This is a genomic window from Microbulbifer mixtoriginis (SeqCode), assembly GCF_052466865.1.
In genome coordinates this window covers 4,271,687-4,292,830 of the sequence record NZ_CP174293.1, presented here as the reverse complement: position 1 = coordinate 4,292,830, position 21,144 = coordinate 4,271,687, and the positions used below count along the sequence as shown (strand labels likewise).

Here is a 21,144-nt window from a genome sequence, read left to right as displayed (position 1 = left end):
CGTTGCATGTCTCTCTGGCGAATGATGGATACTGTTATTTCAATAATTTGGGGGGGCCTTTGAGTTCCACTAAATTTTGCTCGGGATCATAAATATAAATTGATGGGCCCATGCCTTCGGCACCGTAGCGCTGTTGTGGCGCGGAGGGTTCAATATTTTTCCCCTTCAAATAAGCAATGATTTTATCGGCTTCGAAAGGGTCTATACGCAAACAGAAATGATGTAAATTACGCCCCTCTATGCCTGGGGCTGTACCACCCTCGCGACCGATGCCTTGATCAACTGGAACCAGATCGATCAATGAGTGCCCTGCGCGCAACTGATAGAGACCCAATTCCTTATTCTCTCGCTCCATGGTGCAGCCGAGGGCTCCTTCATAAAAATCGCGCATTGCAGCCAGGGATTTAACCCTCAGCACTACATGGTCAATATGTTGAATTTTGAACACTGGAATTCCTTATAATTGTGGTGGGCGCTAATCTGGCGAATAAAAAATAATACAAATAACCGCCACCGCTGCTAAAAGCCAATAATGGCTGTGATTGAAACCTTTGATCCAAATATCTGCGCCAGTGTATTAACGGCTCTAAGTGTAGGGGGTGTGAGGCTTTATGGGCCAGGTGGGGCGTGTATTGCGACTAGTGCTATGCCTTTGCGCGGAGTGCTGGTTGAGAAAACCGCAATCCGCGCATTTGGATATGAATTTATCGAACAATATTAGTCTTAAGCGCTATAAACCTTATCAAATTTCTCACGCAGACTTTTTGCCGATCTGACAATCTCTGTTTCCAGCACCGCCGCAACTGCGTGGTTCTGTGCATTATGCTGCAGTCTCGTGCGCAACAGCTGGGAAATCTCTGGCTTGCAGGAACCACAGCGGGTCCCGCAACCCAGGGCGTCACCCAGCGCATCAATGGAATTGACCCCCTGGTTGATTGCTTTTTCAATCTGTGGACGTGAAACCTGCATACAGGTGCATACTATGCGCTCACCTGGTGGAATTGCCTGGAGAAACAGGGCAGGATTTTCAGGTAATTCCAGTTGTAGGTAGCGTTCCAGGGTGCGTCGATCAGGAAGTGTCTGCCAATCATTACTGGAAAAAATAAGCAGCTCTATTTGTTCGCTATAAGCGAGCCAACGCTGGCTATTTAAGGTCTCTATTTGCTGCCAGCGTATATCTGGATTTTTTTGTAGTAATTGGGCACCCAGTTGGCGACCATCCAAAGGGGCGCTGAGCGCCAACTCAAAGCGATATCCATTTTGACAGGGCACTCGATACCAGTGCAGTAGATTTTCTTCCATATGGGTCTGTAGCCATCGCCAAAGGTTTTGTGCCAGTGGTTCCGGGCAAATAAGGGTGATAAAGCTCTTACAGGCGAGGGCTTTCAGCTGAACCGGTACCTGTTTGAATTCGGGCTGACCGGAAATTGGGTCTACCTCTGCCCCGGCAAGGGCGCTGACCTTAGACTCTTGGGCCAAGGTCTGACTCCAATGAATAGGAGCGAATAGCTCACCGGGTTTTTGGCCACTGTTTAATACCGCACGTCCGCACATTCTACCCTGGGCACTGTGTAACTCTACCAACACGCCCTCGTCTATACCGTATTTACGCGCGTCTCTGGGGTTTATCTGAATTTCGGCAATCTCACTGTGATCCAGCAATTTCCGCGCGCGGCCGGTACGGGTCATGGTGTGCCATTGGTCACGTATGCGGCCGCTGTTTAGCCATAGGGGATAACTAGGGCTTATTTGTTGCTGGGGTGTACGCGGCTTGACAGCAATAAAATTGGCTCGACCAGTTTCAGTGAAAAATTTTCCGTTGCCAAATAATCGTGCACTACCCTGGGGATTTTCCCGATTTACCGGCCACTGTACTGGCTGAAGCGCATCGTATTCATTTTGCTCGATATTACTAAAGAGTGAGATATCAAAGGCGCGACTGCCGTTATTTTCGAAACCTGACAATTGTGCATGTTCTCGAAAGATATCTGCGGGATGGGCAAAGTTAAACTGCTCGCGGAACCCTAGGCGGTTGGCCAAATCACAGATAGCCTGCCAGTCGTGACGCGCCTCTCCAGTGGGATCGATAAAAGTGCGCTGCCGGGAAATACGCCGCTCTGCATTGGTAACTGTGCCATTTTTCTCTCCCCAGCCGGTGGCCGGCAGTAGTACATCGGCGCAGCGGGCGGTATCGGTATCGGCGATGCAATCGGAAACAATCACCAGCGGACATTTACGTAGTGCCTCAGTCACCCTCTCTGCTTCAGGCATACTCACCGCGGGATTAGTGGCCATAATCCAGATTGCTTTGATCTGGCCGGTCTCCACTGCATGGAACATATCCACCGCCTTTAGACCGGGGGCCAGTGCCATATTGGGAGCATCCCAGAAGCGCCGCACCCGATCAATATCACTCTCTTTAAACTCCATGTGGGCGGCGAGCATATTGGCCAGGCCGCCTACTTCGCGTCCCCCCATCGCGTTGGGCTGGCCAGTAATAGAGAAAGGACCAGCTCCAATCTGGCCAATGCGACCTGTTGCCAGGTGGCAGTTAATGATTGCGTTGTTTTTGTCTGTGCCGCTACTGGATTGATTAACCCCCTGGGAGTAGAAGCTGAGTGTTTTTTCCGTTTCGGCAAACAAACGGAAGAAAGCTAATAACTTTTCTGCAGGTACACCACAACTCAGTGCCGTTTGCTGTAGGGACCAATGCTGGGCCACTTCCAGAGCCAGCTCAAAGCCTTGGGTATGATGCTGAATATAGTGGTGATTGAGGCGGTTGTGCTGGGCGAGGAAATTAAGCAGACCATTAAACAGTGCTGCGTCGCTGCCGGGATTTATCGCCAAGTGCAGATCGGCCATCTCGCTGGTAGCGCTAGCTCGCGGATCAACCACTACTATTTTGGCCTTGCCTGCCTGCATACGCTGGAACAGTATCGGGTGGGTCCAAGCGGCATTAGAGCCTATTAAAACAATAAGGTCTGCCTCTTCCAGATCCTCATAACAACAGGGCACGGCATCTGCACCCAGGGCGCGCTTGTATCCTGCTACGGCTGAGGACATGCAAAGGCGTGAATTGGTATCAATATTGGCGCTGCCAATAAACCCCTTCATTAATTTATTAGCAACATAATAGTCTTCAGTAAGGAGTTGCCCAGAAAGGTAAAAAGCTACTGAATTCGGGCCGTGCTCGTGAATATTGCGGGCGAATTCATTGGCCACATAAGACATAGCGGTATCCCAGTCACAGGCTTCGCCATGCAAATGTGGGCGTAAGAGTCTCCCATGCTCACCGAGTGTCTCCCCAAGGGCTGAGCCCTTAACACACAAACGGCCAAAATTAGAGGGGTGCTGTTTATCACCTGTGGCGGAAATTACAGAAGTACTTTGCCGCTTTTCCTTGTTAATAGTTACTCCACAGCCGACCCCACAATAGGGGCAGGTAGTGCAGGAACGCTGGGTGCTTAGGTATTCCTTTACTGCCATTATTATTCTTGCTTATTTATCACAACCGATATAAACGGTATTTCCATTAAATGCTAAAGGGTAAGTGGCAAGCTGGATATTGCCGTCTTCCATACAAACGCCATCTTCAAGGCGAAAGTGATGTTTATAAAGTGGTGAGGCAATAGTTAATTCACCATCCAGTTCTGCGATTATTCCCCGTGAAATAATGCCAGCTTGTGCGATCGGGTCCCAGTTGTCAACGGCGTAAAGTTGTCGCTCTTGCCCCGGTAAAAAAAATAGGGCGATACCTTTCCTCTCAGGTTTTGCTAGATAGTTCGTTTTTTCTGAGGAGGTATCGCCCCAAAGGGCACACACCCCGGAGTTGCTGACTAAATCTGATCTTTGGCAGATCGGCAGCCAATGGGGGTGGGTTATGGCATTGGATGTAAGTGAGCTTTGTCTGGCGCTGGCTTGGTGCATAACAATTTCCTTGCGGGATTAAGAGAAAAATCAGCAATTGAAATTAAATTTTCATAAATTAAATGTATAGGATTGTCTCTATGCAGATTCCGCAGTTTCTATTATTTCTTCAATAGTTGCGGGACGGGGCTGGCCGCGCTCCTTGACGAAAATAATATTGTCATCGCTCTCATTGCTGTTAACAAACTGACGAAATCGTTTAAGTTTTTCCGGATCGTTGATTGCGGACTTCCATTCACACTGATAACTATCGACAACGCGTTCCATCTGGATTTCCAGCTCGGTACAGATTCCCAATTTGTCATCGATAATGACTTCACGTAGATAGTCGAGTCCGCCATCAAGGCTTTCCAGCCATACCGAGGTGCGCTGCAATTTATCGGCAGTACGCACATAGAACATCAGGAAACGATCGATATAGCGAATCAGGGTTTCATCATCCAGGTCGGTAGCGAATAGATCGGCGTGGCGCGGGCGCATGCCGCCATTGCCGGCAACAAATAAGTTCCAGCCTTTTTCTGTGGCGATAACGCCCACATCCTTGCTCTGCGCCTCGGCGCACTCGCGTGTACAGCCCGATACAGCCATCTTTATTTTGTGTGGGGAACGAAGCCCCTTGTAACGGTTTTCTACTCGCAGGGCCATGGAAACACTGTCCTGCACACCAAAGCGGCACCAAGTACTACCTACACAGGACTTTACCGTGCGCAGAGATTTGCCATAGGCATGGCCGGTTTCAAATCCCGCATCAATGAGTTCCCGCCAAATTTCCGGCAGTTGTTCCAGGCGTGCGCCAAACAAATCGATACGCTGGCCACCGGTAATTTTGGTGTAGAGGTTATAGCGTTTGGCAACATCGCCAATCACGATGAGCTTTTCCGGGGTGATTTCTCCACCGGGAATACGCGGTACTACAGAGTAGCTACCATTTTTCTGCATATTCGCCATAAACGTATCATTGGTATCCTGCAGGCCAACGTGGGCTTGCTCCAAGATATGTTCATTCCATAGGGAGGCGAAAATAGAGGCGGCGGTGGGTTTACACACTTCGCAGCCCTTGCCGCTACCATGCTTTTGAAGGAGATCATCGAAGGTTTTAATTTCCTCCACCTGAATAATGTGGAACAACTCTTGGCGACTATAGGGGAAGTGTGTACAGAGATGATTGTTGACCTCCATTCCCAGAGCGGCTAATTCACTATCGACGATATCCTTCAGCAATGCGGCACAACCACCACAACCCGTGGATGCCTTAGTGGCATCCTTCACTTCAGCCAAGGTATGACAGCCGCCATGTACAACATCCAGAATTTGCCCTTTACTCACGTTATAACAGGAGCACACGGTAGCATTAGTGGGGAGAGCGGAAGCACCAAGGAGTGATTCCGCTCCGTCAGTTGAGGGAAGAATCAGTTGTTCCGGGTGCTCTGGCAGGTCGATATCATTGAGATGATATTGCAGAAGAGTATCGTAATCCCCAGTATCACCAACCAGTACAGCGCCGAGCAGTTTCTGGCCTGTAGCATCGGTTATCATACGCTTGTACACGCCGCTCTGCTCATCGACAAAAGTAATCGTTGCAGCGCCTTCGCTGCGGCCGTGAGCATCGCCAATAGAGCCAACCTGCACACCGAGAAGCTTTAATTTAGTGCTCATATCGGCACCATTAAAAAACGTCTCCATACCGGTGAGCTGTGCGACGGTGGTGCGAGCCATACTGTAGCCTGGAGCCACCAGGCCAAAAATTTGCCCCTCATAGAGAGCGCACTCACCGATGGCAAAAATGTTGGGGTCTGATGTACGACAACGGTTGTCGATGACAATACCTCCTCGCTCACCGACTTGCAGCCCTGAGGATTTTGCCAGCTCATCTTGAGGGCGAATTCCTGCAGAGAACACGATCATATCGGTAATCAGTTCGTCCCCCCCTTTAAATTGCATACACAAGCGGCCGTCAGCGTCTGTAATAAGTTCGGTAGCTCGGCTGGTATGTACAGTAACGCCAAGGGCCTCGATTTTTTTTCGCAGTAAATTGGAGCCGCCCTCATCAAGCTGAGTGGACATCAGTCCTGGAGCAAATTCCACCACATGGGCGTCAAGCCCTAAGGTTTTCAAGGCGTTTGCCGCTTCCAAACCGAGCAGGCCACCACCGACAACGACGCCACTTTGCGCGTTAGACGCAGCTGCGCGAATCGCATTCAAATCTTCGATGGTGCGGTAGACAAAGCAGCGCTCGTGTTGATGCCCTGGGATGGGGGGCACAAAAGGATAGGAGCCAGTAGCGAGGACCAATTGATCATATCTATGTAAGCTTCCAGTCTGGGTGGTAACAGTTTGCTTTTCGCGATCGATGGAAGCTATCGGATTGTTGAGCTCTAGCTCAAAACCCCATTGTCGATATTGCTCAATATGACCCATAGCCAAATCTTCCGCACTGCACCCAGCGAAGTATTCGGATAGATGTACTCGATCATAAGCAGGTCTGTTTTCCGCACAAAAGACTGTGACGATAAAACCGTTGCTTTCATTTTTTTCTGCCAGCTGCTCAAGAAAGTGGTGCCCGACCATGCCGTTACCAATCACAACCAGCTTTTGCTTTTTTGTCTTTTCAGTCATTGATATTCCTGCCATCTAGAAGCGATTCTCTTGGCAGGAGGGGCGGATGATATGACAAGGGCGCCTCCTCTTCTGCCGAAGAGTACAGGCGCCGTTGCCTCGAATTGGGGGATAATTTTGTTGGTTAATAAATACATTCAATCTTCATGCCAGTATTTATCCCAGGGATGGCGCCTATCCGCTCCTATTGTCCACAATTTTTGCGATATGTTGGTGCAGAAAACCTTTTTTCTGCTCTGAATTGGTGCTTAGTTAAATTTTGTGGATTATTAAGCGGGAAATGTCATCTTAAGTTACTGAGAGGCAAATAAGGGATTAACCAAGAGGGGCTTTAGAAAACATACAGGAGGTGGGAAAGCAGTAGGATCAGCGCTATGAGCTGCCAGAATAAAATTGGATTTTTTTCCAGTAGAGGATGGTTCTGGGCAGGTTTGAAGGTTGGATTGGGATGCTGCAGGTCCTGGATAAATTCGGATAGGCTATCGTATCTTTGTTTAGGATTGGGGGCACAGGCTTTTTGCAAGGCACTATCTATCCAGTGGGGGATATCCTTGCGGTGCACATATGCATTTGTATAACGCAATTGTTGATAACTTTTGAGGTGATAGTGCAGATTGCCGAGGCGCTCAGGGTAGGGATATTTTCCTGTGAGTAATTCATAGACAATTATTCCGAGAGAAAAAATATCCGAACGATGGCTGGCGCTATCGCCAAAAAAGAATTCAGGAGCCGCATAATTCTTACTGCCTGGAGTATCAATTTCTGTGAAATGTAATTGCTCCCTAAGGCCTGGTCCATCGACCCCTCCGAGGTCAATGATCACTAGACGACCATTGTTGCGGATCATAATATTCTCTGGCTTCAGATCGCCGTGTACAATCTCTAATCGCTGCAGGCTGCGCAGGGCACTTACCAGCTGAGAAAGTAACTCCCTTACCTGGGATACTTCTGGCTGAGGGTTAAGTTGCATCCACTGTCGCAACGTCTGCCCCTCAATATATTCGAGTACATGATACAGGCAAGCGCGTTCGGCTCTTGGAGCGTATAGCTTGATAACCCCTGGATGATTTATTCGCCTGCCGGTCCATTCTTCGGCGATAAAACGCTCGATATAGTTTGGATCATCACAGTAATTTACCGATGGAGTTTTCAACGCGCGAAGCTCTCCGGTCATATGATCTTGGGCCAGGTATAGGTGGCTACGTTTACTGGCATATAGCTCCTGCAAAATAAGAAAGCCATCGAGTTTTTGTCCTGGGCTCAGATCGGGAGCGAAGGGAAGCGTTCGGCTGTGCATTGCCAATTCGTCGCATTGAGGAAAGTCCAGATTATTAACCCTGGCGACGACTGCACTCAGGTTATCTTTGGAACCTGATTTTAGGGCCGTATCAATGAGTTGTTGTGGTGTAGTTTTGTCAAACTCAGAAAGTCTTTTCTGAATAGAAGTCTCTGGCAAAAAATCGTGAATGCCATCGCTACTCAGTAAATAAATATCACCGGTTTGTAGTGCTTCACAGCGGTAGTCCACTTCAATATGGACATCCATCCCCAGGGCTCTACTGAGAAAAGTGCGCCCAGGAGACAGCTGGTGGCTGTGATCACGCGTGAGGCACTCAAGCGTGCCAGCGCGCAGGCGGTAGATACGTGTATCGCCGATATGCACCAAGTGGGCGCTGGCACCTTTAAAAATCAGGGCTGAGAAAGTGGTCAGCCAACCCCGCTGGATTTCCACACTGCCTCCACTTTGTCGGTATAGCCAGCTGTTGAGGGAGTGGAGTACTCGTGCAACAGCATGGCGAGTAGACCAGGTTTCCGGGGTGCTGTAATAGTCTGAGAAAAAACCGTTGATGGCTGCACGAGCAGCTTCGCCGCCGGCCTCGGCGCTGGCGACGCCATCCGCTACTGCGGCGAGTGCGCCATAGCGCTTTAACTCTAGCCTCTCGGGTAGCCGTACGGCACAAGCATCATCATTGTGTTGGCGATGACCGGAACAGGTAGCACTGAAAATTTGCAGAGCATGCAACTCTTTACTCTGCAAATTTTTAGAAGCTCCATGGGCGTTTTGTATCCCTACCGGAGTTTTTGTGTGCTGTTCTTTATCAGGCGACATCGATCATCGACACGCTGCCATCTGGGTGTACCTCAGCCATTTGCCCCTCGGGTTCCTCCAATAATAACAGTGCTGTAAAGCCGAGAAGTGCGGTGATGCCGATAACCATAAAAAATGTTTGGTAGGAAACCAGGCTTAACACGGTGAGATAAAAAACTGCTCCGACATTGCCGTAGGCCCCAGTCATACCTGCGATCTGCCCGGTAAGACGGCGCTTGATTAGAGGGACTACAGCAAATACAGCCCCTTCACCGGCCTGCACAAAGAAAGAGCAGGCCATGGCAGCGGCTACCGCCAAGTAGAGTGGCCATTCGGCATCAATCAGGCTCATGGTGAAGTAACCCAGTGCCAGGCCTGCAGTTAGTATCAGCAAGGTGGGTTTGCGTCCCCAGCGATCACTGATTAAGCCGCCTGCTGGGCGAGACATCAGGTTCATGAAGGCATAAGCTGAGGCAAGTAATCCTGCTTTTACAGGGTCTAGGGTAAAAGTCTCAGAGAAAAACAGTGGCAACATGGATACTACTGCGAGTTCTGAACCAAATGTAGCAAAGTAAAGAAGGTTGAGTACCGCTACCTGCTTAAATTTGTAACGATGTACGGGAGCCGGTGGATTAGTGAAAATCTCCCGGTTGATGCTATATGTCTTGCGTGCATCCAGTAGGTAAAGTAAGCCGAGCCCACAATAAATCAAGGTGGCAGCGAGACTGGAAATCAAGTTTACACCGCTTGAAAGTTTCCAGGTCAACAACGCCAGTGCGGCATACATTGGTACCTTCATAATCAGTAACAGTACAAAGTCTCCTGAACTAGTGACCTCCATAGCCCCTATTTTTTTGGGTTTGAAATAAGTGGAGCCCTTGGGGGTATCGGTAACTGAGAAGTAGTAAATCACACTATATACCAGTGCAATAACTCCGGTGATTCCAATCGCATAGCGCCAGCCATTGTCGCCACCAAAAAATAGAGCGATGGTCGGTAAGCTCATAGCGGCAGCGGCAGAGCCAAAATTACCCCAACCGCCGTAAATTCCCTCAGCAGTGCCCAGTTGACGGGCGGGGAACCACTCGGAAACCATGCGGATACCAACGACAAAACCAGCGCCAATAAAACCGAGCAGAAAGCGACCTATTGCCGCCTGCATAAAGTTATCCGCTAAGGCAAAAATAAAGCAGGGTACACTGCCGATAGCAAGCAGCAGGGAGTAGGTAAGCCTGGGGCCGTATTTATCGGTGAGCATCCCGATTACTACTCGTGCTGGAATGGTTAGGGCTACATTTAAGATCAGTAGCGTTTTTACCTGATCAGGAGTCAATGACAGGCTTTTCGATATTGCCATCAATAATGGGGCATGGTTAAACCAGGCAAAAAACGTAATAAAGAAGGCCACCCAGGTTAGGTGAAGAATCTTTATCCTTCCTCGAAATGAAAAAAGATTGAGGGATTCACTAGACATGCGCATTTCCTTTATTTGCATACTTCACAGGCATAAAAAAAGCCCACCACCGCGCCCCTTTGGTCGCAGTCAATGGACTCCATTGCCCGATATTTTTGTTGAAAGAGCGATTGACTGTGCGAATGCGCCTAGCGGCAAGCCATTGCACCATCGATATATTCTCATTCAATTAATGTGCCATTATTTCTTGGAATTGAGGAAATCCACAGTTTGATGGTATAGCTCTGGCCTGAAGTTTTGACTGTTTATCGTTGCTATCTCACTAAACCCCCTGCACATCTCTATTAACTGTCGGGCTTTTGTCTCACAGGGACGACCGTTGTCATTATCGATATGGGCAAACAGGTGCCAGCCTGGGTTGGCTATGATATTGGTGTTGCGGCGGTAGAGAATCTGATCATTCAGGGAGCGCTGCAACAATGACTCTGGTAAATTCAGATAGTGTTTCTGTGATAATAGTCCGGCTGCTTCGCAGCGATTTTCTCTTGCTATTAACCAGGAGCAGGCTTTCAGTAATGCTGCACGCAAAGCCAGGTGGCTGACCGGGTTGGCCTTATGCCAGCTTTGGGTCACAGATAATACTTTTTCCGGCATTGCCGGCAATAGTGTATTGCAGGCCGTAACAACCACGCCAGTACCCTTTTGGGCAGCAAGGCTATTCCATGGTTCGCCAACACAGTAACCATCAATAATGCCGCTGAGAAGGCTTTCCAGCATTTGTTCGGGGGGTAATATAATAAGCTGTATATCCCGATCCGGATTCACACCGGCGGCCTGTAACCAATGGCGTAACTGTAGTGTGTGACTGGAGAATGGGTAAACCGTGGCCAGTCTTATAGGCGAGATGCCAGTGTTTTTCTGCAGGTACTGTTTTAGTGCTACACCAATATCAGTTTTCGTTTCTTCTGTTGTGTAGTGCTGCAGGCGTTGATAGAGATCCTCTGATAGGGTAATGGCGTTGCCATTACAACTGAGAATCAAACCACTGATAAGTCGCTCTTTGCAGTCAGGTAGAGTTTCTGGGAGCGTTAATGGCATAGGGGCCAGCATGGCTGCTGCATCGGCCCTACGCCCGATCAATTTATCGCGCAGAGTTGCCCAGGAAGTCTCCCGCTTTAACTCCACCTCAAGGCCAAATTGACTAAAGTAACCTTTCTCCTTGGCAATGATTAGGGGGGCGCTGTCGGTGAGTCTGAGATACAGCAGCTTGATAGATTTCTTTTCCGGATACAGTAAGGAAGACATTAGGGATTCAATGCTCGCTCTGAAAATATTGAATAAGCTGTTCGGCTACCGCGTGCATGGTGGCATTACTACTCATGGCAAGATTACGCAAAATCTTATGCGCATCCTCCTCGTTGAGTTTTTTCTTGGCCATTAGTAATCCTTTGGCTCTTTCAATGGTTTTTCTATCACTGAGTTGCTGTTGGGTTTTCTCAAGTGATTGTCGCAGCAGCTGAAAGCTCTTGAATTGAGCCATGGCAATTTCTATTGCCGGGGCAACTCTTTCGGTAGTGATCCCCTCGGCCATATATGCACTGACCCCAGACTCAACTGCGCGACTGATAAAGTCCGCACTGTTGTGGCTGGAGAACATAGCTACTGGTGTCGGTGCCTCACGATTAACGATGGCAAGGCTCTCTAGGATGTCTCTATCAGGGGATTCAATGTCGATCAACACCACATCGGGGCGATATTTCTCTACTTGGAATAGAAGCCCTTCGGCACTGCTGATTTGCGCAACAACAGTGTATCCGGCAGATTTTAAACACTCACAGACAAGGTGAGCGCGTTCTTGATTATCATCAACCAACATGATGGCAGGGCTAATATTCGTCACGACTTGAAGTGGCACTCGTTTGTGGCTAGATAGACGGCTTACCAAAGTACAATCAAAACTTGTGCCAAAATCGTGAGAGAGGGGCAAATAAAATAAATTCTTCTAATTCCATGAAGTACAGTATGAGATATCCGTTGTTTCTTATCACGCCATTTTGGAACTATTGATCTTTTAGTACAAGAGGAGTTTTTGAGAGGAAATCTGGCCTGGTCACTTTGAAATGAAGATGCTAAAGAAGTTTTTTGAAACCATTTCCAGGTGGGTATATGAAAAGAATTTACATCATTATCAATTTCTGATGGGTGAAAGATCCTATTGCCAGGTTTTTTTTGTGATGATTAGCCTAATGAGAAAGAACTTTTAGGGAATTAACAAACCCAATTGTTTGGCCAGTGTGAAACCAAAGAGTATTTGTATTATTTAAGTTGGCCCGATTCCTTTGTTGCTTCTCACGGGTGATAGAAAGTTCCTTTTCACAGTTTATTATTTTTTTATCGCTGTGACCTTATGATGTACTTGAATTAATGTTGCAGCTGTAACTTATTAATAGCCTTATAAATTTCACCAATTGTGGCTATTAGATAGCTTCTCTTTCAATCCCAGTTTGCTGAGTTTACACTCGGCCTGACTATAAAATGGGCAAACTAGTCCTTTTTGAGGTGGATGTAGTTGTAAATTCATAATATTAAATATGAGGGGCACGGCGGTGATAATAGCCATACCTAGAGAGACCGTAGAGGGGGAGGCGCGTGTTGCGGCAACTCCGGAGAGCGTAAAGCGATTAATTGACTTGGGTTTTTCTGTTGTTGTACAAGCCGGGGCTGGTGAAAAGGCTAGCTTTGCCGATGAGTTATATCGACAAGCTGGTGCTGAGATCCGTGGGGATATAGTGGCTTGCCTAAAGGGGGCGGAAGTTGTTCTTAAAGTGCAACCGCCAACGGATGAAGAGTTGGCTTTAATCCCTAAGGGGGCAACATTGATTGCCTTCTTAAAGCCAGCACAAAATGCCGAGCTCCTACAAAAGCTTGCCGATAATGATATTAACGCACTTGCCGTAGAGTCCATCCCCAGGATTTCCCGGGCCCAGAAAATGGATGCGCTCAGCTCCATGGCTAATATTGCCGGCTATCGTGCCGTCATCGAAGCCGCACATAATTTTGGTCGTTTTTTTACCGGTCAAATCACCGCGGCGGGAAAAATCCCTCCAGCCAAAGTTCTCGTTATTGGTGCCGGTGTTGCCGGACTCTCGGCAATAGGTACCGCTAAAGGTATGGGAGCCATCGTTCGGGCATTTGATACCCGAGCCGAGGTGCGCGAACAAGTAGAATCCATGGGGGCCGAGTTTCTCACAGTAGAGGTGGAAGAGGAGGGCTCGGGTTCTGGCGGATATGCCAAGGAGATGTCGAAGGAATTTATTGAAGCGGAAATGGCGTTGTTTCGCGAACAGGCCAAGGATGTGGATATTGTTATTACGACGGCATTGATACCCGGTAAACCAGCACCAAAACTATGGCTTGCCGATATGGTTGACAGCATGGCGCCTGGCTCTGTGGTGGTGGATCTGGCGGCAGAAATGGGGGGGAACTGTGATTACACTGTCCCTCATCAGAAAACTGTACATAGCGATGTGACAATCATTGGCTACACCAATTTACCCAGCCGTGCAGCGGCACAATCTTCCCGGTTGTACTCCACCAATCTCGCCCATTTACTCAGTGAACTCACTCCGGAAAAAGATGGTGAAATAAACCTTAATTTTGAGGATGAGGTTATTCGTGGGGCAACTGTGGTTAAGTCAGGGGAGATCACCTGGCCGCCTCCCGCTCCCAAGATCTCTGCGCAGCCCCAGAAGCCAACAAAAGCCGCAGAGGAAACCAAGGTTTCTGTTGAAGAAAAAGTTGAAAAGCGCAAATCTCCCCTATCCATTTTTGTTTTCTGGGCAATCGCTGGAATATTACTTCTTTGGCTTGGCCGGGTAGCTCCATCAGACTTCGTTTCACACTTTACCGTTTTTGTGCTGGCCATTTTTGTCGGTTGGCAGGTAATTTGGAATGTCACCCATGCCCTGCATACCCCATTGATGAGTGTTACTAATGCGATTTCTGGGATTGTTGTGGTGGGGGCATTGTTACAATTGGGAGCTACTGGTTCTGGGCTTGTAACCTTGCTGGCCTTTGTTGGTGTACTTGTAGCTAGTATCAATATATTCGGTGGTTTTTTTGTTACCTACCGGATGTTGAAGATGTTTCGTCGTTAAGAAGGGAGATAAGTGATGAACGGTATGATTGCAATGGCTTATCTTTTTTCCGCGGTAATGTTTATTTTAAGTCTGGGCGGTTTGTCCAGTCATGAAACTGCGCGCCGGGGGAATATCTACGGAATGGTTGGTATGGCGGTTGCCATAATAGCCACTATTTCCGGTATTGCCTCCGGCGCTTACTGGATGGTGATTATTGCCATGGTGGTGGGGGCTGTAATAGGCCTGTCACTCGCAAAACGCGTGGCTATGACGCAGATGCCGCAGATGGTAGCCCTTCTGCACAGCTTCGTTGGCCTTGCGGCAGTTTTAATTGGTTGGGGAGGCTTTCTCGATCCTCGAGTCAATCTCCATGGTTCTGCACATGTTGTGCACAGCACAGAAATTTATCTTGGGGTGTTTATTGGGGCTATCACCTTAACGGGGTCACTTGTTGCTTTTTGTAAGCTACAGGGCATAGTTTCCGGTAAGCCCTTGATGCTGCCGGCTCGGCACTGGCTTAACCTAATTGCTATCCTGGCCTGTATCGTATTAGGTGTGCTCTTTGTGCCTGCAGAAGTGAGTGGGCCTACGGTTATCAATCTACTAGTGATGACCGCTATTGCTTTATTGTTAGGTATCCACTTAGTGGCTGCTATCGGTGGGGCTGATATGCCGGTGGTTATCTCCATGCTGAACAGTTACTCAGGATGGGCCGCAGCGGCTACTGGATTTATGCTAGGCAATGATCTGCTTATCGTAGTTGGTGCACTCGTTGGTTCTTCCGGTGCGATCCTCAGCTATATTATGTGCCGCGGTATGAATCGCTCTTTTATCAGTGTGATTCTCGGTGGTTTTGGCTCTGACGGTGGGGAAGTCTCCGATGAGGAAGTCGAGGGTGAGGTGATTGCCATTGACCAGCAGGAACTTGTCGATGACCTCAAGAGCGCCGATAGCATCATTATCGTGCCTGGGTTCGGAATGGCTGTTGCCCATGCGCAACAAGCCGTCAGCGACTTGACCGATCGCCTGCGCGGTATGGGTAAAACGGTGCGTTTTGGTATCCATCCTGTTGCAGGGCGACTGCCGGGCCATATGAATGTCTTGCTGGCCGAAGCCAATGTGCCTTACGACATAGTGTTAGAGATGGATGAAATTAATCCCGACTTCCCCAGCACCGACTTGGTACTGGTGATCGGAGCCAACGACACTGTTAACCCCGATGCCGTAGAAAAACCCGGCTCTCCAATTGCTGGAATGCCTGTAGTGGAAGTTTGGAAAGCGCGCAAAGTGGTGGTGCTTAAACGTTCTATGGCCTCTGGTTATGCGGGTGTGGCAAATCCCCTGTTCTATAAAGAGAATACTCGTATGTTGTTTGGCGATGCCAAAGACAGTCTGCAGGGTGTAATTGGGAGGGTTTGCGACTAATAAAATAGCGCCTGATGTTTAATCATTAGGTGGCCATTACCCAATGGGGCTGAGACACTGATACCAGATTGGTATTGGATGTTTCAGCTCCATTTGTTTTTTCAGAGTGAAATTATTCTTAAATTACTTTGACTATCGCTGGCTTTCATTAATAGTGATAACCTCCCCTACTTTAATAGTATTAGACAAAAATATTAAAGGAGCTGGGGGATGGGGACCCGTTTTCGTAAACTTGCCTTGCAAGGAATGATGGCGTTTGGAACGCTTGCTCTGATTGCTTGTGGTAGTGGCGGCGGCAGCGGAGATGATACGCCTGAAAGAACGAGTGCTACGAGTGCTACGAGTGCTACGGGTACTGCTGGTAATGCAGAGCTTCCTACCCCGGCTGGAGCATCTTGGGTAGAGAATAACTTTTTGCCATCCTCGACTTTTGTAGCTAGATGCGTCTCACCAAGAACTGGTACCGACCCAGCAACTGGCTACGAATATATCGATCAGCTGGGAACACGCGTCGACGAAAACAACTGGCTTCGTTCCATGAGTAATGAAGTCTACCTTTGGTACGATGAAATTACAGATAAGGATCCGGCAAGCTTTGATGACTCTTTGGCTTACTTTGATCAGCTGAAAACGTTTAAGAAGACGCCCTCCGGCCGAGATAAGGATCGTTTTCACTACACGATTCCGACCAGCGAATGGTTATCGCAAACCGAGTCCGGAGTCTATGTTGGCTATGGACTTCAGTGGGCACTTCTATCGAGTGAGCCACCACGAAAGGCAGTAGTCGCCTACCTAGATGAAGAAGGCAATGAAAGTTTGCCAGGTATTATTACTCGGGGTGCTGAGGTGATCAGTGTGGATGGAGTCGACTTGGCCAATGGTGAAGATATAGATACGCTAAATAATGGCCTGTGGCCTGAGAGTGAAGGTGAATCCCACACTTTTGAATTTAGGCAAGTGGGCTCTTCCACGATTGAAAAGGTTACTCTAGTTGCCTCAGCAGTGAAGTCTGATCCAGTTCAGTTTGTAAAGACCGAGGTGACGGGCTCCGGTCGCAAAGTGGGCTATATACTTTTCAATGATCATATTGCAACAGCTGAGGCGGAATTAATTAATGCAGTTACGCAGTTAGATACCGCTTCTGTTGAAGATTTAGTGTTGGATTTACGCTATAACGGCGGTGGGTATTTAGATATTGCCGCAGAGCTAGCCTATATGATTGCTGGTACAGTAACAATTGGCCAGCCCTTTGAGCGGACCAAGTTTAATAATAAGCATCCAGAGACAAACCCAATCACAGGGAAACCAATTGACTCGACGCCGTTTCATACCTCTGCGCTTGGGCTTATAGATGAGGGTTTGAAAGGAGCCCCTTTGCCTACATTGAACCTTCCACGTGTATTTGTTTTGACCAGTGAGAATACTTGCTCGGCCAGTGAAGCTATTATTAATGGCTTGCGCGGAGTAGATATAGAGGTTATTCAGATTGGTGAAACTACTTGTGGCAAGCCCTATGGTTTTTATCCGTTGGATAATTGTGGTACTACTTATTTCACAATTCAGTTTTCTGGTGTGAATGCTAAAGGCTTTGGCGATTATTCAGATGGGTTTGTCCCTAATGGTACCGATAATACAGCTGCTGATTTGCCGGGTTGTCATATCGGCGATGACTTTTATCATCTTTTAGGTGATGCCAATGAGGCTCGTTTTGCGGCAGCCCTAAACTATATTGAAACAGGGGAGTGTGGTGATATAGCCGTTAGTGCATTTTCTGAGTCTGGTATCAATTCACGCATTCCAGTATCAAATGTTCAAGTGCCAAAAGAAGCTTCTCGCAGCAATCGGATAATGTTGAGATAAAATGAAAATTGCAGCCCTGATAGGTTACTGCTGTCTTGCCGTTATATGCTTGGGATGCGCCTCTCAGTCAAATATTCAGAGTGTCCAATCGGCGCTTTTGAAAAAGGTTAGCCCAGAAGTTACTGCGGAGATACAAGTGCTGGTTTCAGAAGCCTTGGGTGGGGTTAAAGTTACTCTGGGCTCTGAAGTGTTTGTAGAAAAAAGTATTCTGGTCGTTGAACGTAATCGGCAGCATATGGCATTAATTGGTCGAGATATGGCGAAGCCCATCAAATTCCAGTTACTTACGGATGGGCGGAAGTGTTGGCTTACTCGACTTTCTAGCGATGAGATGTGGGAACTGTCTGTACCCTGTGAGCTTGCTGTTGATGAAGATACTTGATGGAGATTATCAAGAAACGGCAGAGGCCGCTTCTTGATAAAACATCAGCGCAGCAAGTTAGACTTGCGTACATCCGGCTTCTTCGCAGCTCGATAGATTAAAGCGATTTTACCAATCTCCTGGATCAGTTCAGCAGAGGATTTCTGGCAGAGCTCCCCTACAATCTGATGTCGGACTTCACGGTCAGCGATCATCAGCTTTACCTTGATCAGCTCGTGATCTTCCAGTGCACGTTCCAGTTCTTCCATCACGCCCTCGCTGAGCCCATTGCCCGCTACAGTCACGACAGGTTTGAGATTGTGACCGAGAGAGCGCAGTGCTTTTTTGCGGTCGGCGGTTAAAGGCATACAATACTCCATTACCACTTTGTGGATATCGATATGGGAGTGACCAAAAGCCTCGATCTTCGTCAGCAGTTGTTTGGCTGACCCGATCGCGGCTTATGACCGCTCTTACTAATAAGCTGTAGTGATTGTAGGCATTGTACCCGATGGGCCGATCTAAGAGCAGCCACCGCTGGCTGCGTGAACATTTTAATGACCATTACGTCAAACAGTCCCAGAAAGAGGGCTATCGCTCCCGTGCCAGCTACAAGCTGCAGGAGTTACAGGATAAGGACCGCCTGTTCAAGCCAGGCATGACGGTTGTCGACCTGGGCGCTGCACCGGGAGGGTGGTCTCAGGTGGCGATGGAGCTAGTGGGGCACAAAGGCCGGGTTTTGGCGTCTGATATATTGCCGATGGACCCCCTGGCCGGTGTGGACTTTGTGCAAGGTGACTTTACTGAGGAGTCAGTACTCAACGAGCTGCTGCAACATCTTGGCGATGAGATGGCAGACCTTGTGATTTCCGATATGGCCCCCAATATGAGTGGGATACGCGATGTTGACCAGCCCGCCTCCATGTATTTGGTAGAGTTGGCAGTAGATATGGCCCGGCAGGTATTAAAGCCCGGCGGTGCTTTTGTTGCCAAAGTCTTCCAGGGAGAGGGGTTTGATGAGCTGATCCGCGACTTGCGCGCGAGCTACAACAGTGTTGTGACTCGTAAGCCTGGCGCCTCCAGGCCTCGCTCTCGCGAAGTCTATTTGGTGGCCAGGGGCTTTAAGGGCAATTAGGCGCGAAGGCGTATTTCTAGTCTGCCTGCTCGATATGGTATAAGCATTATTCCTATTGGGCGGCAGGGCTGTTGTCTCCTACATCTATACTGATTTGATGGGTATAGATAGGATCGGCACAGCAAAATGAACGGATTTTGAGTGCGAAAGCGAGAGGGCTATCCCTTTGAATGATATGGCAAAGAACCTTGTACTGTGGTTGATCATCGCGGCGGTGCTGCTGATGGTATTTCAGAATTTTAAGCCGCAGACACGGGATGAGGCTCTCAGTTATTCCGACTTTGTTCAGGATGTGCAGTCGGGACAGGTGAAAAGCGTCGTTGTGGATGGTCTGGTGATTACTGGCGAAAAAGCCGACGGCAGTCGTTTCAAGACTATCCAGCCACAGATTATTGACGATGAACTCACCAATGAGTTGGTGCGCAGTAATACCCAGTTCGTTGGCCGTGAACCTGAATCTCCCAGTATCTGGCAGCAACTCTTGGTAGCGAGCTTCCCGATCCTCATTATTATTGCCGTCTTTATGTTCTTCATGCGCCAGATGCAGGGCGGTGCTGGTGGCCGTTCCGGGCCTATGGCTTTTGGTAAAAGTAAAGCGCGCCTATTAGGCGAAGATCAGATCAAGACCACCTTCGCCGATGTTGCGGGTGTGGATGAAGCAAAGGAAGAAGTACAGGAGCTGGTAGAGTTTCTACGAGACCCCACCAAGTTCCAGCGCCTGGGCGGTAATATCCCCCGTGGTGTACTGATGTGTGGTCCTCCCGGAACCGGTAAGACCCTGCTGGCTAAGGCCATTGCCGGTGAGGCAAAAGTGCCCTTCTTCTCTATTTCCGGTTCCGACTTCGTAGAAATGTTTGTCGGCGTGGGTGCTTCCCGCGTCCGTGACATGTTCGATCAGGCCAAGAAGCAAGCTCCCTGCATTATCTTTATTGATGAAATCGACGCCGTAGGCCGCCACCGTGGCGCCGGTGTTGGCGGTGGTCATGACGAGCGTGAACAAACACTCAACCAGCTACTGGTAGAGATGGATGGCTTTGAAGGCAATGAAGGGGTGATCGTGATCGCCGCCACTAACCGCCCGGACGTACTCGACCATGCTCTGTTGCGCCCTGGTCGATTCGACCGTCAGGTATTTGTCGGCCTACCGGATATCCGCGGCCGCGAGCAGATTCTGACTGTGCATATGCGCAAGGTACCACTGGATGACAAGGTCAATGCTCAGACTATTGCGCGGGGTACACCCGGTTTCTCCGGTGCCGATTTAGCCAACTTGGTGAATGAAGCTGCACTTTTTGCTGCTCGCGCTAATAAGCGTACGGTGACCATGGAGGAGTTTGAGCGTGCCCGTGACAAAATCATGATGGGTGCCGAGCGCAAGTCCATGGTGATGAATGAGAAAGAGAAAGTGAATACTGCTTATCATGAAGCGGGTCATGCGATTATTGGTCGCCTGGTCCCAGAACATGATCCGGTACACAAGGTCACCATTATCCCTCGCGGCCGTGCACTGGGTGTTACCCAGTTCTTGCCAGAGGAGGATAAGTACAGCCTTTCCAAACGTGCGATTGAATCCCAGTTGTGTTCACTGTTTGGTGGTCGTATTGCCGAAGAGATGACCCTGGGTATAGATGGTGTGACAACCGGCGCGTCCAACGATATCGAGCGCGCTACCGACTTGGCACGTAGTATGGTGACCAAATGGGGACTCTCTGAGAAACTTGGTCCCTTGCACTATGGAGAAGATGAAAGTGGCCAGCCGGGGCAGGGTAACCCGGTTTCCGGCAAGACCTCTAATGATATTGATGAAGAAGTTCGCCGTATCATTGATAGCTGCTATGAACGTGCCAGCCAGCTGCTAGAGGAAAATCGGGATATCCTTGAAGCGATGAAAGATGCCCTGATGGAATATGAAACCCTGGACGCAGAACAAGTGGACGACCTGATGGCTCGTCGCAAAGTGCGTCCACCTAAAGACTGGGAAGACAACAATTTTGGCTCCGGTGGCAACAGCTCAACCGATGAAGTGGATAAAAAGGATACATCTGAGGCCTCTACTGAGGCAGACAAGAGTAACCCGGTTGGTGGCCCGTTAAACGAGCACTGATTCTCAGCGAAACATTCAAATGGCATAAACGGAATGTAGGTCGGGATGGCGTCAGTCCACCCCGGTTCGACATT

Annotated in this window: 15 protein-coding genes; 6 read left to right on the top strand and 9 right to left on the bottom strand. The window is 48.9% G+C overall.

Annotated features, from left to right (window positions below):
* Positions 1–34: 34 nt before the first annotated feature.
* The 8 genes from ACJJJA_RS19360 to ACJJJA_RS19325 all read right to left on the bottom strand — a co-directional run bounded on the left by ACJJJA_RS19360 (position 35) and on the right by ACJJJA_RS19325 (position 11,946).
* The gene (locus tag ACJJJA_RS19360; RefSeq protein WP_252083209.1) at positions 35–448 is read right to left on the bottom strand and encodes a VOC family protein; all 414 of its coding nucleotides are present in this window, start codon (positions 446–448) and stop codon (positions 35–37) included.
* Positions 449–723: 275 nt separating this feature from the next.
* Complete coding sequence (locus tag ACJJJA_RS19355; protein WP_444903099.1) at positions 724–3,486, bottom strand: nitrate reductase; 2,763 nt, start codon at positions 3,484–3,486, stop codon at positions 724–726.
* A gap of 12 nt (positions 3,487–3,498) precedes the next feature.
* Positions 3,499–3,927 (bottom strand): nitrite reductase small subunit NirD, encoded by a 429-nt coding sequence (gene nirD, locus ACJJJA_RS19350; protein ID WP_444903098.1) that lies wholly within the window; start codon positions 3,925–3,927, stop codon positions 3,499–3,501.
* A 78-nt stretch (positions 3,928–4,005) separates the two neighbouring features.
* On the bottom strand, positions 4,006–6,543 hold the full coding sequence (nirB, locus tag ACJJJA_RS19345) for a nitrite reductase large subunit NirB (RefSeq protein WP_444903097.1): 2,538 nt from the start codon (positions 6,541–6,543) through the stop codon (positions 4,006–4,008).
* A 331-nt stretch (positions 6,544–6,874) separates the two neighbouring features.
* Positions 6,875–8,653, bottom strand: a complete 1,779-nt coding sequence (locus ACJJJA_RS19340; protein WP_444903096.1) for a bifunctional protein-serine/threonine kinase/phosphatase — start codon at positions 8,651–8,653, stop codon at positions 6,875–6,877.
* A complete protein-coding gene (locus ACJJJA_RS19335) occupies positions 8,643–10,106 on the bottom strand; it encodes a NarK family nitrate/nitrite MFS transporter (RefSeq protein WP_252083204.1) in 1,464 nt (487 codons plus the stop codon). The genes ACJJJA_RS19340 and ACJJJA_RS19335 overlap by 11 nt, the downstream gene beginning before the upstream one ends.
* A gap of 180 nt (positions 10,107–10,286) precedes the next feature.
* Positions 10,287–11,351 (bottom strand): CmpA/NrtA family ABC transporter substrate-binding protein, encoded by a 1,065-nt coding sequence (locus ACJJJA_RS19330; protein ID WP_444903095.1) that lies wholly within the window; start codon positions 11,349–11,351, stop codon positions 10,287–10,289.
* Between the two features lie 7 nt (positions 11,352–11,358).
* A complete protein-coding gene (locus tag ACJJJA_RS19325) occupies positions 11,359–11,946 on the bottom strand; it encodes an ANTAR domain-containing response regulator (protein ID WP_444903094.1) in 588 nt (195 codons plus the stop codon).
* Between the two features lie 706 nt (positions 11,947–12,652).
* Here ACJJJA_RS19325 and ACJJJA_RS19320 point away from each other — a divergent pair.
* From ACJJJA_RS19320 to ACJJJA_RS19305, 4 genes are all read left to right on the top strand, one after another.
* Positions 12,653–14,203 (top strand): Re/Si-specific NAD(P)(+) transhydrogenase subunit alpha, encoded by a 1,551-nt coding sequence (locus ACJJJA_RS19320; protein WP_444903093.1) that lies wholly within the window; start codon positions 12,653–12,655, stop codon positions 14,201–14,203.
* A 15-nt stretch (positions 14,204–14,218) separates the two neighbouring features.
* On the top strand, positions 14,219–15,610 hold the full coding sequence (pntB, locus tag ACJJJA_RS19315; RefSeq protein WP_444882653.1) for a Re/Si-specific NAD(P)(+) transhydrogenase subunit beta: 1,392 nt from the start codon (positions 14,219–14,221) through the stop codon (positions 15,608–15,610).
* A gap of 210 nt (positions 15,611–15,820) precedes the next feature.
* A complete protein-coding gene (locus ACJJJA_RS19310) occupies positions 15,821–17,470 on the top strand; it encodes a S41 family peptidase (RefSeq protein WP_444903092.1) in 1,650 nt (549 codons plus the stop codon).
* A gap of 136 nt (positions 17,471–17,606) precedes the next feature.
* Positions 17,607–17,852, top strand: a complete 246-nt coding sequence (locus ACJJJA_RS19305) for a hypothetical protein (RefSeq protein WP_444903091.1) — start codon at positions 17,607–17,609, stop codon at positions 17,850–17,852.
* A gap of 44 nt (positions 17,853–17,896) precedes the next feature.
* Here the strand turns inward: ACJJJA_RS19305 and yhbY are convergent, their stop codons facing one another.
* On the bottom strand, positions 17,897–18,199 hold the full coding sequence (gene yhbY, locus ACJJJA_RS19300) for a ribosome assembly RNA-binding protein YhbY (protein ID WP_252083197.1): 303 nt from the start codon (positions 18,197–18,199) through the stop codon (positions 17,897–17,899).
* Between the two features lie 143 nt (positions 18,200–18,342).
* Here yhbY and rlmE point away from each other — a divergent pair, with 143 nt between their 5' ends.
* A complete protein-coding gene (rlmE, locus tag ACJJJA_RS19295; protein ID WP_252083196.1) occupies positions 18,343–18,966 on the top strand; it encodes a 23S rRNA (uridine(2552)-2'-O)-methyltransferase RlmE in 624 nt (207 codons plus the stop codon).
* 175 nt (positions 18,967–19,141) lie between these two features.
* Positions 19,142–21,070, top strand: a complete 1,929-nt coding sequence (gene ftsH, locus ACJJJA_RS19290) for an ATP-dependent zinc metalloprotease FtsH (protein ID WP_444903090.1) — start codon at positions 19,142–19,144, stop codon at positions 21,068–21,070.
* Positions 21,071–21,144 lie beyond the last annotated feature (74 nt).

Excerpts from the sequence above, each read along its gene's own strand:
- nirD (WP_444903098.1), bottom strand. The coding sequence starts at position 3,927 with ATGCACCAAGCCAGCGCCAGACAAAGCTCACTTACATCCAATGCCATA.
- ACJJJA_RS19310 (WP_444903092.1), top strand. The coding sequence starts at position 15,821 with ATGGGGACCCGTTTTCGTAAACTTGCCTTGCAAGGAATGATGGCGTTT.
- pntB (WP_444882653.1), top strand. The coding sequence starts at position 14,219 with ATGAACGGTATGATTGCAATGGCTTATCTTTTTTCCGCGGTAATGTTT.
- ACJJJA_RS19330 (WP_444903095.1), bottom strand. The coding sequence starts at position 11,351 with ATGTCTTCCTTACTGTATCCGGAAAAGAAATCTATCAAGCTGCTGTAT.
- rlmE (WP_252083196.1), top strand. The coding sequence starts at position 18,343 with ATGGGCCGATCTAAGAGCAGCCACCGCTGGCTGCGTGAACATTTTAAT.
- ACJJJA_RS19355 (WP_444903099.1), bottom strand. The coding sequence starts at position 3,486 with ATGGCAGTAAAGGAATACCTAAGCACCCAGCGTTCCTGCACTACCTGC.
- ACJJJA_RS19335 (WP_252083204.1), bottom strand. The coding sequence starts at position 10,106 with ATGTCTAGTGAATCCCTCAATCTTTTTTCATTTCGAGGAAGGATAAAG.
- nirB (WP_444903097.1), bottom strand. The coding sequence starts at position 6,543 with ATGACTGAAAAGACAAAAAAGCAAAAGCTGGTTGTGATTGGTAACGGC.
- yhbY (WP_252083197.1), bottom strand. The coding sequence starts at position 18,199 with ATGCCTTTAACCGCCGACCGCAAAAAAGCACTGCGCTCTCTCGGTCAC.
- ACJJJA_RS19340 (WP_444903096.1), bottom strand. The coding sequence starts at position 8,653 with ATGTCGCCTGATAAAGAACAGCACACAAAAACTCCGGTAGGGATACAA.
- ftsH (WP_444903090.1), top strand. The coding sequence starts at position 19,142 with ATGGCAAAGAACCTTGTACTGTGGTTGATCATCGCGGCGGTGCTGCTG.